Source organism: Mycobacterium sp. (assembly GCF_965230835.1).
GTDB lineage: Bacteria > Actinomycetota > Actinomycetes > Mycobacteriales > Mycobacteriaceae > Mycobacterium.
In genome coordinates this window covers 4,779,431-4,794,146 of the sequence record NZ_CBDDLW010000002.1, presented here as the reverse complement: position 1 = coordinate 4,794,146, position 14,716 = coordinate 4,779,431, and the positions used below count along the sequence as shown (strand labels likewise).

Genomic DNA, 14,716 nt, shown 5'->3' with positions numbered 1-14,716 from the left:
CCGCAAAGTGAACGAAAAATGAACGGAAATCATCTAATTAGCCGCACTAAATGAAGACTTGGTACGTGGTTTGGTGGATGCGGCGGTTGCAATCTAATGTGTTTTCTATGCAACGGCTTCCAAGCGATGCAGCTACAGATTCATCATGATAAGGTCCCGGTTCCTTCGCGCTGAGAACGTATTTCAGTGATGACTACGCGTCTAGCAGCGAAGCGGTGGGATTGTGGCGTAGGTGATGCCGCTCTCGGTGCGCCGCAGAGGGCACGCAACCTATCAACTGGTCCGCTCGCAAAGGGCCGCCGAAGTGCCTGAATTCGCAGCAAAGGTGCTGCCCTAGAAGCTGGCTTCGTCTGAGACGGCTGCGCCGGTCGCAGACGATGCCCATCCCGCAACCGAGTTCGCCAACGCGATTGCAGTCCGCTGAGGAGTGGTGTTGGATTTCGGGACATTGCCGCCGGAAGTCAATTCGGCGCGGATGTATACCGGTCCGGGATCGGGGCCGATGCTGGCCGCTGCTGCGGCTTGGGACGAGTTGTCGGCTGAATTATCCTGGGCGGCAAGTGGTTACGAGTCGGTGGTCTCCGTGCTCACCGGATCGGCATGGGCAGGTCCGGCGTCAATGGCGATGCTGGCGTCGGCTGCGCCGCATGTGACCTGGTTGAGTTCGACGGCATTGTTGGCCGAGCAGGCCGCCAATCAGGCTCGCGCGGCGGCGGCGGCCTTTGAGGCAGCGTTCGTAATGACCGTGCCGCCCGCGGAGGTCGCGGCCAACCGGGTTTTGTTAGCGACATTGATCGCCACCAACTTCTTCGGTCAGAACACTGCGGCGATTGCCGCCACCGAGATGAGTTACGCCGATATGTGGGCCCAAGATGTCGCGGCGATGTACGGCTACGCGGGATCATCGGCGACTGCTTCGCGGTTGATTCCGTTTACCGAGCCGACATCGGCCACTCGTTCGGGTGGATTGGCTGCCCAAGCTGTGGCGGTGGCCAAAGCCGGTGCTGTGTCGGCGGGTGCTAGCGAACGTACGGTGTGCTCGTCGGAATTAGGGTTGATACCCGTTCCGGTGATGGCTAATGCGCTGAGGCACATGTCGTTTGCTTCGTTCAGCTGGCCAAACCCTAGCGACTGGTGGATTGTGCGGCTGCTGGGTTCGATCACCCCGGACCAACGGACGGCGATAGTTCGTTTGTTGGGTCTTTCGTACTTTGCGCTGGGTATGACGCAGTTCTTTGCCTCGATATCGCAGCAGTTGACGTTCGGTGTCGGAACCACGGCCGGCTCCGGCGGAGCCTGGTATGCGACCCCGCTGTTCGCCGGCTTGGGTGGTGGGCAGGTTGGGGCGACTCTGGCTTCGGCTACCAAGGTCGGGCTGTTGTCGGTGCCGCCGAGTTGGGCGGCATCGTCGGCGGCCGCAAAACCGGCTGCCGACGCGACGATGGGGGCTCATTTCACCACCGCTTCGTCGAAGTCGACGGCAAGCCTGCTGCACGGAATTCCGGCTAGCGCAGGGGCGGGTCGGCGCACCACGGCATTTACACATAAATACGGGTTCCGCCACAGCGTAGTGGCCCGTCCACCGTCGGCCGGATGACGCCGTGAACCCGCGCAACGGCTGCCAATCGGCACATTGTTGAGCCCAGAGTTTATTGAGGAGGAGATCAGATGTCGTATGTGACCACGCAACCAGAAGCGCTGGCGGCGGCGGCTGGCAGTTTGCAGGCGATCGGTTCGGCTTTGAACTCGCAGAACGCGGCCGCGGAGGCCCCGACCACGGGGGTAGTGCCAGCGGCTGCCGATGAGGTTTCAGCGCTGACGGCGGCTCAGTTCGCAGCGCACGCACAGATGTATCAAGCCGTGAGCGCCCAGGCCGCGGCAATTCACGAGATGTTCGTCAAGACTTTGAGCGTGAGTTCGGGGTCGTATGCGGCTACCGAGGCGGCCAACGCAGCCGCGGCCGGTTAAGGAGTGCTGCGATGGACTTTGGCGCATTACCACCAGAAGTTAATTCGGCGCGAATGTATTCGGGTCCGGGATCGGCATCAATGGTGGCCGCGGCGTCAGCTTGGAATGGCCTGGCCGCGGAGCTGAATTCGACGGCGACCGGTTACGACACCGTGATTGGCCAGTTGAGCAGCGAACAATGGATGGGTCCGGCGTCCGGGATGATGGCCGAAGCGATCGCTCCGTACGTGGCCTGGATGAGTGCTACGGCTGCACAAGCCGAGCAGGCTGCGATTCAGGCCAGAGCGGCTGCCGCGGCCTACGAAACAGCGTTCGCCGCGGTGGTTCCGCCGCCACTGGTCGCGGCCAACCGGGCGCAGTTGGCGTCGCTGACCCAGAGCAATGTTATGGGGCAGAACACTTCTGCGATTGCGGCCACCGAAGCCGAGTATGGCGAGATGTGGGCTCAAGATTCAGCGGCCATGTATAACTACGCGGCCACGTCGGCGACTGCCTCCGCGATCACGCCGTTCTCCGAGCCGCCGCAGACCACCAGCCCGACTGCCGGGACTACTCAGGGAGCGGCGGTAGCCCGCGCGACTGCCACCTCGGCGGGCACGGCCCAGTCGAAGCTGTCACAGATGATTTCGTCGATACCCACCGCGTTGCGCAACCTGGTGACGCCCTTGAGCTCACAGTCCAACAATGGACCGTTGTCGTGGCTGGCGGAGATCTTGTTCGGAAAGCCAAATTTCCCTAGCTCGATTCCCGAGCTGCTTACCGACCTTCAGCCCTACGCGAGCTTCTTTTACAACACTGAGGGTCTGCCCTACTTCAGCGTTGGTATGGCGAACAACTTCGTTCAAACCGCCAAAACCTTGGGAGTTATTGGCTCGGCACCAGCTGCCGCGGTCGCCGGCGCCGCTGGCGGCGCGGCTGGCTTGGGCGGTTTGGGGGGTCTGGCCGGGTTGGGTGGTGCGCCCGTGGCAGCTGGTTTGGGAAGCGCGGCTTCGGTGGGGAGGTTGTCGGTGCCGCCGATGTGGAATGCGTCGTTGCCGGAGATCGCTTCCGGGGCCGCTCCGCTACCCATCAACACCGTTAGCGCTGTCCCGGATGCCGCGGAGAGCAATCTGCTCGGTGGCCTGCCGCTAGCTGGTATCGGTACTGGCGCAGGTGGTGCTGGCCCCCGATACGGAGTCCGGCCCACGGTGATGGCGCGCCCACCGTTCGCGGGCTAGCCGCCGGAGCGCTTGCTCGACTCGGTGACTCATCGATGCTCTTGGTGCACGCTGGCTCAATGGGGTCCTCAGCCAGGCTAAACGCTGTTACTGTTGGGTTACCAAAGGTGAATTCGCCGTGCCCTTTCGTGAACTCTTGCTAACAGGTGGCGGTGAAGGTGACCTGCCAGGACACAGTCATCTACTCTTTTGCGGAGAGCGGTTGCTGGGAAGAATTTTAGGGAGGAGAACAGCATGTCGTTCGTGACGACGCAGCCGGAGGCCTTGGCGGCGGCGGCCGGTAACCTGCAAGGTATCGGGTCGACGATGAATGCCCAGAATGCGGCTGCGGCGGCCCCGACCACGGGGGTGGTGCCAGCGGCTGCCGATGAGGTTTCGGCGCTGACGGCGGCTCAGTTCGCCGCGCATGCGCAGATGTACCAGGCGGTCAGTGCGCAGGCCGCGGCGATTCACGAGATGTTCGTTAACACGCTGGCAACCAGTTCTGGTTCGTATGCGGCAACTGAGGCGGCCAACGCAGCTGCCGCGGGCTGAACAGGCCGGCGACTAGGGCTTGGGACGAATTAGTTGCGGACGTGAATTTTACTGCAGTGTCGCTCCGGTCAATTACTGCTGGCTGTGATGACTTCGCCGCCATGGTGCCCGAGGATGCCGCCGGCACGTCGTCATCGCTGACACCGCGAGCTTATTTTGACGTTCATTGCACCTGAAGTAACGCCCTGCGGGCGCTCTGACGATAGAGAGAGGGGGCCATCGCTAGTTTCCGGCCGCTGGCTGCGCCAGCGCGTAGCCGAATAGGCCACCGTGCCTTAACAGCAGATGATCCAGATAGCAGGCAATCTCTACTAAATAATCTAAGGAGACATTCACGTGACTGCACGTTTTATGACCGATCCGCACGCGATGCGGGATATGGCAGGCCGGTTTGAGATGCACGCTCAGGTGGTCGAGGACGAGGCTCGCAAGATGTGGGCATCGTCGCAGAACATCGCTGGTGCGGGCTGGAGCGGTATGGCCTCGGCGACCTCGCTGGACACCATGGGTGAGATGAACACGGCATTCCGCAACATCGTCAACATGCTGCACGGGGTGCGCGACGGTATGCACCGTGACGCCAATCACTACGAGCAGCAAGAGCAGTCTTCGCAGCAAATCCTTAGCAGCTAATTTTCGGCGCGGTCGACGCCGTTGCCGCATATCGCTTTGATGAGTGAAGGAGAACAGATTCGATGACCATTAATTACCAGTTCGGCGACGTGGATGCCCACGGTGCTTTGATCCGTGCGCAGGCTGCCTCCCTGGAGGCCGAGCACCAGGCCATTGTTCGTGATGTGCTGGCTGCTGGGGACTTCTGGGGTGGGGCCGGTTCGGTGGCGTGCCAGGAGTTCATCACGCAGTTGGGTCGCAACTTCCAGATGATCTACCAGCAGGCCAACGCCCACGGCGCCAAGGTGCAGTCCGCTGGCAACAACATGGCCAGCACCGACAGCGCCGTCGGCTCCAGCTGGGCTTAAATCTGAACGGTCGGCGCAGCAGCACACCATCGAGCCGGTGTGCTGCTGTGTCGTCGGTCATCGCGCACGTCGACCTCTGAGGTAGGGATGGATCAACAGAGTACCCGCACCGACATCACCGTCAACGTCGACGGCTTCTGGATGCTTCAGGCGCTGCTGGATATCCGGCATGTCGCGCCGGAGCTAAGGTGCCGGCCGTACGTCTCCACCGACAACAATGACTGGCTTAACGAGCATCCGGGAATGGCGGTGATGCGCGAGCAGGGCATCGTCGTCGACGACGAGGTCAATGAACAGGTTGCGGCACGGATGAGGGTGCTGGCCGCGCCTGACCTTGAGGTCGTCGCCCTGCTTTCCCGCGGCAAGCTGTTGTATGGCGTTGTTGAGGAGGAGGAAGACCGGGCTCCGGGTTCGCGCGACATACCTGACAACGAATTCCGGGTGGTTTTGGCTCGTCGCGGGCCGCACTGGGTGTCGGCGGTTCGGGTCGGGAATGACATCACTGTCGACGATGTCACAGTTTCAGATACTGCTTCAATTGCTTCGCTGGTGATGGATGGCTTGGAGTCGATTCACCACGCCGACGCGGCAGCCATCAACGCGGTCAACGTCCCGCTTGAGGAGATGCTGGAGGCAACAAAGTCGTGGCAGGAATCGGGCTTTAACGTATTCTCTGGCGGCGATCTGCGCCGCATGGGCATTAGCGCCTCTACGGTTGCTGCGCTTGGACAGGCATTGTCGGATCCCGCAGCTGAGGTCGCGGTGTACGCACGTCAGTACCGAGACGACGCCAAGGGTCCCAGTGCCTCGGTGTTGTCCCTGAAGGATGGATCCGGTGGTCGGATCGCGTTGTACCAGCAAGCGCGAACGGCTGGCTCCGGTGAAGCGTGGTTGGCGATCTGCCCGGCTACCCCGCAGCTGGTCCAAGTAGGCGTGAAGACAGTTTTGGACACGCTGCCGTACGGCGAATGGAAAACGCACAGCAGAGTTTGACAATTCGGTACGAAAAACGAAATATCACAACGTTTTTGACTATAAGATGCTGTCGTGAGGTTAATGCGGCAGTTTCCTCTAGAATTGGCTGCAAGATTGAAACTTTATGTCCAACACAACTACCGTCGCGAGGCGAGGCAAATGAATTCGGAGTTACTCGAGTCGCAGTTTCCGCGGGGCTACGATGCCTCGGCGAGTACACTGACGGAATTCCCCGCACGGCTGGAATTACCGGGTAGCACGTTTGCGATAGCAGGGGGAACAGGACGATGACCGCAGTAGCTGACGCACCACAGACTGAAATTGAGGGCGTCGCCGTACCTCAGGCTGTTGTTATCGGCATCATGGCCGGTAAGGGCGTCCAGATTGGCGTACTGCTGGATGCCAACGCGCCGGTTTCGGTGATGACCGAGCCTCTGCTGAAAGTGGTAAACAGCCGGCTCAGGGAGCTTGGCGAAACTTCATTGGAGGCCACTGGACGCGGCAGGTGGGTGTTATGCCTGGTCGATGGCACGCCGCTACGCCTTACCCAGTCGCTGACTGAGCAAGATGTCTTCGACGGCGACCGGCTGTGGATTCGATTCATCCCAGACACCGAACATCGGTCGCAGGTCGTCGAACACATCTCTACCGCGGTTTCGGCGGACCTCAGTAAGCGCTTTGCGGCGATCGATCCCATCGTTGCCGTCCAGGTAGGGGCGTCGATGGTGGCAACCGGCGTGGTTCTGGCATCGGGGATGTTGGCGTGGTGGCGTTGGCACCACGCCACCTGGTTGACCACGATCTACGCGGCGGTTGTCGCGGTGCTCACGCTGACACTTGCTGTGATGCTGTTGATGCGCGCCAAGACCGATGCTGATCGCTTGGTCGCCGACACGATGCTGATGAGTGCGTTTGTGCCGCTGACGGTGACCGCGGCAGCACTGCCGCCTGGTCCAGTGGGTTCCCCGCAAGCGGTGCTGGGTTTCGGCGTCCTTGCCGTCGCCGCGACGCTCGCAGTCCGGTTCACCGGCCGCCGACTCGGGATCTACGCCACAGTTATCACCATTTGCACATTGGCAACCTTTGCCGCGCTTTCGCGGATGGTCGCGGCGACCAGTGCGGTAACTCTGATGTCGACTCTGCTGTTGATCTGTGTATTGGGCTACCACTCAGCGCCGGCGCTGTCCCGACGGCTGTCCGGTATTCGGCTGCCGGTGTTCCCGTCTGCTACCAGCCGCTGGGTTTTCGAGGCTAGGCCCGATCTGCCGACCACTGTGGTGGTCTCCGGTGGTGGTCCGCCGACCCTGGAGGGGCCGGCGTCGGTGCGTGACGTGCTCTTGCAAGCCGAACGTGCTCGGTCGTTCTTGAGCGGATTGCTGGTGGGGCTTGGCATCGTGACGGTGGTCTGCATGACCGGATTGTGCGATCCCCGCGACGGGCGTTTACTGCCGCTGATACTCGGCGGGTTTGTGTCGGGCTTCCTGATGTTGCGCGGCCGGTCATATGTCGATCGTTGGCAGGCGATTACGTTGGCTGCGACTTCGGTGATCATTGTTGCCGCAGTGGTCGTGCGCTACGCGGTGGTGCTGTCGTCGCCTTGGGCGGTGGCGATCGGCGCCGCAGTTCTGGTGCTGCTGCCGGCAGCGGGCATGACAGCCGCCGCGGTTGTACCGAATACCGTCTACAGTCCGCTGTTCCGTAAGTTGGTGGAACTGTTTGAGTATCTCTGCCTCGTGCCAATTTTCCCGCTGGCATTGTGGTTGATGAATGTTTATTCAGCGATTCGGTACCGGTAGCGGCAGGTTGCGGGGCGGTCGCCCGTTCGCCGCGACCGTTGCTGCTCTGCTGCTGGCCTCAGGAGCGTTAGCCGGGTTGCCGCCGGCATATGCTATTTCGCCTCCAACGATTGACCCAGGTGCGTTGCCGCCCGATGATTCGCCCGGGCCGACGGCTCCGATGAAGCAGACCGCCTACTGCACCGAGGTCGGGGTGTCGCCCGGCACTGACTTTCGGTTGCAACCGAAGTACATGGACATGTTGAACATGTCCGAGGCATGGCAATTCGGCCGTGGCGCCGGGGTGAAGGTTGCGGTCATCGACACAGGCGTTACTCCGCATCCCAGATTGCCGCGACTGATCCCAGGCGGCGACTACGTGATGCCCGATGGTGATGGTCTGGCGGATTGTGACGCTCATGGCACCATCGTGGCGTCGATGATCGCTGCTGTGCCGGCGAGCGGGGCGGTGCCGGTCCCCGCTGCGCCGCGCAGACCGGTCACCGTTCCTACCACGGAAAAGCCACCGCCGCCGCAGACGGTGACTCTGTCACCGGTACCACCGCAGACTGTGACAGTAGCGCCCCCTCCACCGGAGGCGCTCCCGCCAGGTGCGCCGCCTCCGGCGCCGTTGCCGCCGCCGCCACCACCACCGCCTCCGCCGCCACCACCTCCGCCGGCTCCCAATCAGGGAGCACCGTCGGCGAACCACGGCACCGGCACGGTGACGATACCGAGCTACTCGGGTGGTGGACAGATAGTTGCTGTCGACAATCCGGGCGGGCCGTACCCGCGCGACCCGGCGCCGGCACCCCCGCCAGACGCCTTCAGTGGGATCGCGCCGGAGGCGGAGGTGATCTCAATCCGTCAGTCGAGTCAGGCGTTTGGTCTCAAAGACCCCTACACGGGGGACGAAGATCCGCAAACGCAGAAAAAGATCGACGATGTCGAGACAATGGCGCGAGCGATCGTGCACGCGGCAAATATGGGTGCGTCGGTGATAAACATTTCCGACGTGACGTGCATCAGTGTGCGCAATCCCATCGACCAGCGGGTTTTGGGGGCTGCAGTCCAGTACGCGGCGGTAGAAAAGGATGCGGTCATCGTGGCCGCGGCCGGAGACAACAGCAAGAAGGACTGCAAACAGAACCCGATCTTTGATCCGCTGGCGCCCGATGACCCCCGCGACTGGAATGCTGTAACGACAATCGTGACGCCTTCGTGGTTCGACGATTACGTTCTCACCGTCGGTGCGGTGGACACCAGCGGTCGGCCGCTCGCCAAAATGAGCATTGCCGGGCCATGGGTGAAGATTGCTGCACCAGGAACCGACGTCATGGGTCTTTCGCCCCGTGACGATGGTCTGATCAACGCCATCGACGGTCCGGACAACACATTGCTGGTTCCAGCTGGCACCAGCTTTTCGGCCGCCATCGTGTCTGGTGTAGCCGCACTCGTTCGTGCGCAGTTTCCCGATTTGACCGCCTACCAGATCGTCAACCGGTTGATCCGCACGGCTCGGCCGCCTGCTCACGGCGTGGACAACCGGGTGGGTTACGGTGTGATCGACCCGGTAGCAGCCCTTACATGGCATGTGCCCAAAGGCCCGCTCGAGCGTCCGAAGCAGCTGTCAGCTCCGTTGGCACTGCCGACGCCGCCCGATGAGCGCAATATGGCGCCAGTGTGGGTGGCTGCCGGAGGTTTGACTGGGGCATTGTTGATAGGCGGCGCGGTGTTCGGTACGGCGACATTAATGCGGCGATCGCGGAAGAAGCGATGAAGGCTCAACACAGGTTTGGTTTGGCGTTGTCGTGGTCTCGGTTGACCACGGTTTTTCTGATAGACGTGGTCATCCTTGTTGTGGCCAGTCACTGTCCTGAGTCCTGGCAGGCCGATCATCGTGTGGCGTGGTGGGTCGGTGTCGGGATTGCGGTTGTGGTGACGCTGCTCTCGTTAGTCAAGTATCGAGGCATCCCTCTCGCGTCCGCAGTGGGCGGGTGGGTGTGGGATTGGTCGGCTGATCCTAGTTCGGCTCTTGCGGCTGGGTGTACGCCAGCTGTCGATCACCACCGTCGTTTTGGTCGCGACACAGTGGGAGTGCGCGAAGACCAGGGTCGGTTGGTCACCGTGATTGCGGTGGACGGTGGGCCCGAAGATCGTTCGGGGCGGCATCGTCACCGGGCGGCAGTGCCGGCCATGATGCCGATTTCGGCAGTGGCCGACGGGCTGCGTCAGTTCGACATCCACCTTGACGCTATCGACATTGTGTCGGTGTTCGCGCGCGGCGGGGTCAACGATGCCGAGGTGGCCGCGCTCGATGAGTGGGGACCGGAGGGTTGGCGGTCCGAAGAACACGTAGCTGATCAGCTCGGTGCGGCACGGCGGTGCACGTGGCTGGTGCTCAGAATGGATCCGCAGCGCAATGTCGCCGCGGTGGCGTCCCGTGAATCGTTGGCGTCGACATTGGTCGCAGCTACCGAGCGGCTGGCTCAGGACCTGGACGGGCAAAGTTGCGCGGCTCGGCCACTGACTGCTGACGAACTCGCCGAGGTGGACAGCGCCGTGTTGGCCGATCTGGAGCCGACTTGGAGCCGTCCGGGTTGGCGTCATCTCAAACACTTCAACGGCTATGTCACCAGTTTTTGGGTGACCCCGTCCGAGATCACCTCAGAAACGCTCGATAATTTGTGGCTCGCGGACAATCCTGAGGTGGGGGCCACCGTGATCACGATGCGGCTGACCATCGACGGTGGTGAGCCCAAGGTGTCGGCGTGGGTTCGCTATCACACCGACAGCCGTCTGCCCAAGGAGTTGTCGGCGGGCCTGAACCGCCTTACAGGCCGCCAGCTGGCCGCGGTGCGTGCCAGTCTGCCGGCCCCGGTGACCCGCCCCCGCCTGGTGGTGTCTAGCCGATATTTAGTTGACCATGAGGAGCTGGAGTTGGCGGTCAGCCAGCTGCGTGATAGTTCGACGAGCGCAGCTGCAGGGCAATGACCCGCGCACAGTCGGCTGCCGAAGATGCTCGCAACGCGATGGTCGCCGGGTTGCTGGCGTCAGGTATCTCGGTCAATGGACTCCAGCCCAGCCACAACCCCCAGGTGGCTACGAAGATGTTCACCACGGCTACTACGCGTGATCCTGGAATGTGCGACGCCTGGCTGGCGCGGGTGCTGGCCGGCGACCAAAGTATTGAGGTGCTCGCTGGGGCGTGGGCGGCGGTAAGGACCTTCGGTTGGGAAATCCGTCGTCTCGGTGTGACCGACCTGCAGTTTCGTCCTGAGGTCTCCGACGGATTGTTTCTGCGACTTGCAGTTACCAGTGTGGATTCGCTGGCTTGTGCATACGCTGTCGTTCTGGCCGAGGCCAAGCGCTATGAGGAAGCGGCTGAACTGCTCGATACCACCGATCCTCGCCATCCGTTCGATGCTGAACTGATTAGCTATGCGCGCGGCGTGCTCTACTTCCGTACCGGCCGCTGGCCGGATGTGCTTGCCCAGTTCCCAGAGGCGACGCAGTGGCGTCACCCGGAGCTGAAGGCCGCGGGCGCGGCGATGGCCACCACGGCGCTCGCGTCATTAGGCGTGTTCGAGGAGGCTTTTCGGCGCGCGCAGGAAGCAATTGAAGGGGACAGGATACCGGGCGCGGCCAATGTTGCCTTGTATACCCAAGGCATGTGCCTGCGGCACGTTGGGCGCGAGGAGGAAGGCCTCGAACTGCTGCGGCGTGTCTACTCGCGGGATGCAAAGTTCACCCCGGCCCGCGAAGCGCTGGACAATCCGGACTTTCGACTAGTTGTCACTGACCCGGAGACAATTGAGGCCCGCAAGGACAAATGGGATGCCGACAGCGCACCGACGCGTGCCCAGACTGAGGCCGCGCGCCATGCCGAGATGGCGTCGAAATACTTGGCGGAGGGAGATGCCGAACTCAACGCGATGCTCGGCATGGAGCAGGCCAAGAAGGAAATCAAGCTCATCAAGTCGACGACCAAGGTCAATTTGGCTCGCGCCAAGATGGGGCTTCCCGTGCCGGTGACGTCCCGCCATACCTTGTTGCTCGGACCGCCCGGCACCGGGAAGACGTCCGTAGCGCGAGCTTTCACCAAGCAGCTGTGCGGGTTGACCGTACTACGCAAGCCGCTGGTCGTAGAGACGAGCCGAACCAAGGTGTTGGGCCGCTATATGGCTGACGCGGAGAAGAACACCGAGGAAATGCTCGAAGGTGCGCTGGGTGGCGCGGTCTTCTTTGATGAAATGCATACCTTGCACGAGCGCGGCTACTCACAGGGCGATCCGTACGGTAACGCCATCATCAACACGCTGTTGCTGTACATGGAAAACCATCGTGACGAGCTGGTTGTGTTCGGGGCCGGCTATGCCAAAGCTATGGAAAAAATGCTCGAGGTGAATCAGGGTCTCCGGCGGCGTTTTTCGACGGTGATTGAGTTCTTCAGCTACACCCCGGAAGAGCTGATTGCGCTGACCTGTCTGATGGGGCAGGAGAACGAAGACGTAGTCACCGACGAAGAGGCGCAGGTGTTGTTGCCCGCGTATACAAAGTTTTATACCGAGCAGAGCTACTCCGAGGATGGTGACCTGATCCGCGGTATCGATATGCTCGGCAACGCCGGTTTTGTTCGCAATGTCGTGGAGAAGGCTCGCGACCATCGTAGTTTCCGGCTCGACGACGAGGACCTTGACGCGGTACTGGCCAGCGATCTCGCCGAATTCAGCGCGACTCAACTGCGCCGCTTCAAAGAGTTGACTCGTGAAGACCTCGCCGCGGGTCTAAGTGCTGCGGTAGCGGAGAAAAAGACGAGCTAGGCGATCTCGGAGCTGCAAGCGCGCCGGTGACTCCCGCCGGTCGCGCGCCAATTTGACTCGGGTCACTCCGGGTGCGACCATTGCCTCTGCAAGCACTTCGCTAGGTGAGGCGTCTGCACGGACATAGGCCACTGACCTCGAACGTCGAAAGACGCCCAGGGTCAGGACAGCTCTTCCCGGCTTAAGGGTTGAGCCCAAGTGGCTTCCGGCTGGAGACAGCGGGATACGCCGTGTGGTGCCAAAGCTCTGACGAGAGGGGTGCACGCCCAGTAGTTTTCGCTGGGTTCATACTCCTGTGTGCGCGCACCTGGCATCCCCGCATGCCTTGGCCCTGAGGAGGTGAGACCGAAGTGAGTCCTGGTGATAGTCCCTGCGAGAGATCGATGACCATTTCGTTCCGATCCGACCCGGGCTTCGAATCCGCAATCTGAACTGGCTCAACATAGTTCACTGATTTGCACGCCTGCGCCCTGCGCGGTGTGTAAGTTGAGCGCGCGGTAAACAGCCTCAGAAACCGCCGTATTGGCGCGGGTCCGGGCGCAGCCCGACGCGGAATTGGTCGCTGCCCTGTGGCGGGATCGCAGACCACGGTTTGCGATGCCACCGAAGTCGCCGACATCAGCACCGCCAATCAGAGGAAGAGGCTGACGATGACCGCTGCATTCGATTTTGCAACGCTACCGCCCGAAATCAACTCTGCCCGTATGTATTCCGGAGCGGGCTCCGGACCCATGCTGGCTGCTGCGTCGGCCTGGAACGCGGTGGCCGCTGAACTACGAGCTACTGCGGCTTCCTACGGCTCGGTGCTCGCCACGCTGACAGGCGAAGACTGGCACGGCCCTGCGTCAGCGTCGATGATGGCCGCCGCTACGCCGTACATCGCGTGGATGAACACCACCGCCGCCCAAGCGGAGCAAACGGCTGCACAAGCTGAGGCCGCTGCAGGAGCCTTCGAAGCTGCGTTTGCTGAAACGGTGCCGCCGGCATTGGTCGCAGCCAACCGCACTCAGTTGACGGCGTTGATCGCAACTAACGTAGTGGGCCAGAACACGCCTGCGATCGCGGCTAATGAAGCCCAATACGCCGAAATGTGGGCCCAAGACGCCATGGCCATGTACGCGTACGCTGGCGCGTCGGCAGCCGCCACTCAACTGAGCGCGTTTAGCCAACCGGAGCAGGCGACCAGCGCTCGGGGGCTGGCCGCGCAATCGGCTGCCGCCGCTGCAGCGGCGGGCCATCAGCAGTCGAGGTTGTCTGAGCTGATTTCTTCAGTGCCTAGCGCCTTGCGGGGACTTGCGTCCACCACCGGGTCGGGTGTGCCTTCCTGGCTGAAGAATCTCTGGGCCAACTGGGGGCCGAACGCGAATATCTGGAACACGGTGGCTTCGTCGGGGCTCTACTTGCCGAGTGAGACTGTTGCGCCCTTCCTTGGCATGCTGGCGATGCACGCGGCTCAGGATGCCGACGTAGCCGCTGACTCGCTTGCATTTACCGGTGGTGCGCTCGGAGGCCCGCTCGGGTCAGCGACCGGGCTCGGCGGCGCGGTGTCTGCTGGTTTGGGCAAAGCGGCCGCGATCGGTACGTTGTCGGTTCCGTCGAGTTGGACTGCGACGGCGCCCCTTGCCAGCCCGCTGGCCTCGACGCTGGGGGGCACGCCGATGGTTGCCCCTCCTGCGGTGGCAGCTGGCATGCCCGGAATCCCGTTGGCGAACATGGCCGGTCAAGGATTCGGCCGCGCCTTGCCTCAATACGGTTTTCGGCCCACCTTTGTGGCGCGCCCACCGGCTGCCGGGTGAATGGTCCCCTGTTTCAGGGTCGCTCGCCAAACAAATATCTAAGGAAAAATTGCCAGGAAATTGGCAGCGTGTAGGCAGTTGTAGAGCAGCTTTATTTGCCGGTGGAAACCCGGCGCCTTGCGGACCGTTTCCCGGGTTATGCCAGAGCATGTTGTGGCGCCGAGTTATCGGCTCTGCGACGCCGGTGTCTCTGGTGCCCGGATCTGGGCCGGGCTGCGGCGTGGCCACTCGGCGTCGGGTGCGTGTCGGTGACGATGTGCAGGCCATGGGGTCGGGCGTCGAAACTTGGCTCGTCCGTTCCGCCCTGGACATGCTGCCTCCGCAATGGCGGAGATAGCTCGCTGTAATGTGCGGGAAGCGGGCAATTCGGTGGGTGTTTTTTCCATTCTATCGTTTCCGTTTCTCCGGGATTTCGGATACGCTTTTTAGCCGCCGAAAATGCGTTTTTATAGTCCGCTAAGGTGGGTGTCGTAATACCTTTTTAGTAGTTTTCAGTGGCGTCGTTCGCTTTGTTGTGCGCCATGCCCAGCGGCCGGCATATTTGATCGATACCGTCAGTGTTTTGGGGCTTTGGCCATGGGGTTTCATCAGGTCATTCGATGGCTTTTGATTCATCTCACCGGTGTGCTACCTGGGGTGATACGGGTT

At 61.9% G+C, this 14,716-nt stretch carries 12 protein-coding genes and 1 riboswitch; all 12 genes read left to right on the top strand.

Features of this window, described 5'->3' with window-relative positions:
• The first annotated feature begins 433 nt into the window (after positions 1-433).
• The 12 genes from ACO07W_RS21900 to ACO07W_RS21845 all read left to right on the top strand — a co-directional run bounded on the left by ACO07W_RS21900 (position 434) and on the right by ACO07W_RS21845 (position 14,068).
• The gene (locus ACO07W_RS21900) at positions 434-1,597 is read left to right on the top strand and encodes a PPE family protein (RefSeq protein WP_421845657.1); all 1,164 of its coding nucleotides are present in this window, start codon (positions 434-436) and stop codon (positions 1,595-1,597) included.
• Positions 1,598-1,668: 71 nt separating this feature from the next.
• Positions 1,669-1,968: a PE family protein gene (locus tag ACO07W_RS21895; protein WP_421845655.1), complete on the top strand. Its 300-nt coding sequence runs from the start codon at positions 1,669-1,671 to the stop codon at positions 1,966-1,968.
• Positions 1,969-1,979: 11 nt separating this feature from the next.
• Positions 1,980-3,185 (top strand): PPE family protein, encoded by a 1,206-nt coding sequence (locus tag ACO07W_RS21890; RefSeq protein ID WP_421845654.1) that lies wholly within the window; start codon positions 1,980-1,982, stop codon positions 3,183-3,185.
• Positions 3,186-3,419: 234 nt separating this feature from the next.
• Entirely contained in the window at positions 3,420-3,719 is a 300-nt protein-coding gene (locus ACO07W_RS21885; protein ID WP_421845653.1) for a type VII secretion system ESX-5 target PE19, read from the top strand.
• Positions 3,720-4,055: 336 nt separating this feature from the next.
• Positions 4,056-4,352, top strand: a complete 297-nt coding sequence (locus ACO07W_RS21880) for a WXG100 family type VII secretion target (protein ID WP_421845651.1) — start codon at positions 4,056-4,058, stop codon at positions 4,350-4,352.
• Positions 4,353-4,414: 62 nt separating this feature from the next.
• Entirely contained in the window at positions 4,415-4,699 is a 285-nt protein-coding gene (locus tag ACO07W_RS21875; RefSeq protein ID WP_421844534.1) for a WXG100 family type VII secretion target, read from the top strand.
• 87 nt (positions 4,700-4,786) lie between these two features.
• A complete protein-coding gene (locus tag ACO07W_RS21870; protein WP_421845650.1) occupies positions 4,787-5,692 on the top strand; it encodes an ESX secretion-associated protein EspG in 906 nt (301 codons plus the stop codon).
• A 269-nt stretch (positions 5,693-5,961) separates the two neighbouring features.
• A complete protein-coding gene (gene eccD / locus ACO07W_RS21865; RefSeq protein ID WP_421845648.1) occupies positions 5,962-7,470 on the top strand; it encodes a type VII secretion integral membrane protein EccD in 1,509 nt (502 codons plus the stop codon).
• Positions 7,448-9,229, top strand: a complete 1,782-nt coding sequence (gene mycP, locus ACO07W_RS21860; RefSeq protein WP_421846165.1) for a type VII secretion-associated serine protease mycosin — start codon at positions 7,448-7,450, stop codon at positions 9,227-9,229. Before eccD ends, mycP begins: the two co-directional genes overlap by 23 nt.
• The gene (gene eccE, locus ACO07W_RS21855) at positions 9,226-10,443 is read left to right on the top strand and encodes a type VII secretion protein EccE (protein ID WP_421845647.1); all 1,218 of its coding nucleotides are present in this window, start codon (positions 9,226-9,228) and stop codon (positions 10,441-10,443) included. The genes mycP and eccE overlap by 4 nt, the downstream gene beginning before the upstream one ends.
• Complete coding sequence (gene eccA, locus ACO07W_RS21850) at positions 10,440-12,272, top strand: type VII secretion AAA-ATPase EccA (RefSeq protein ID WP_421845646.1); 1,833 nt, start codon at positions 10,440-10,442, stop codon at positions 12,270-12,272. The genes eccE and eccA overlap by 4 nt, the downstream gene beginning before the upstream one ends.
• An 89-nt stretch (positions 12,273-12,361) precedes the next feature.
• Positions 12,362-12,537: riboswitch (M-box (ykoK) riboswitch) on the top strand.
• Positions 12,538-12,922: 385 nt separating this feature from the next.
• The gene (locus tag ACO07W_RS21845) at positions 12,923-14,068 is read left to right on the top strand and encodes a PPE family protein (protein ID WP_421845645.1); all 1,146 of its coding nucleotides are present in this window, start codon (positions 12,923-12,925) and stop codon (positions 14,066-14,068) included.
• Positions 14,069-14,716 lie beyond the last annotated feature (648 nt).

Bases quoted from the DNA above. Each gene is read 5' to 3' on its own strand.
- ACO07W_RS21895 (WP_421845655.1), top strand. From the start codon at position 1,669: ATGTCGTATGTGACCACGCAACCAGAAGCGCTGGCGGCGGCGGCTGGC.
- ACO07W_RS21890 (WP_421845654.1), top strand. From the start codon at position 1,980: ATGGACTTTGGCGCATTACCACCAGAAGTTAATTCGGCGCGAATGTAT.
- ACO07W_RS21885 (WP_421845653.1), top strand. From the start codon at position 3,420: ATGTCGTTCGTGACGACGCAGCCGGAGGCCTTGGCGGCGGCGGCCGGT.
- ACO07W_RS21875 (WP_421844534.1), top strand. From the start codon at position 4,415: ATGACCATTAATTACCAGTTCGGCGACGTGGATGCCCACGGTGCTTTG.
- ACO07W_RS21870 (WP_421845650.1), top strand. From the start codon at position 4,787: ATGGATCAACAGAGTACCCGCACCGACATCACCGTCAACGTCGACGGC.
- eccD (WP_421845648.1), top strand. From the start codon at position 5,962: ATGACCGCAGTAGCTGACGCACCACAGACTGAAATTGAGGGCGTCGCC.
- eccE (WP_421845647.1), top strand. From the start codon at position 9,226: ATGAAGGCTCAACACAGGTTTGGTTTGGCGTTGTCGTGGTCTCGGTTG.
- eccA (WP_421845646.1), top strand. From the start codon at position 10,440: ATGACCCGCGCACAGTCGGCTGCCGAAGATGCTCGCAACGCGATGGTC.
- ACO07W_RS21845 (WP_421845645.1), top strand. From the start codon at position 12,923: ATGACCGCTGCATTCGATTTTGCAACGCTACCGCCCGAAATCAACTCT.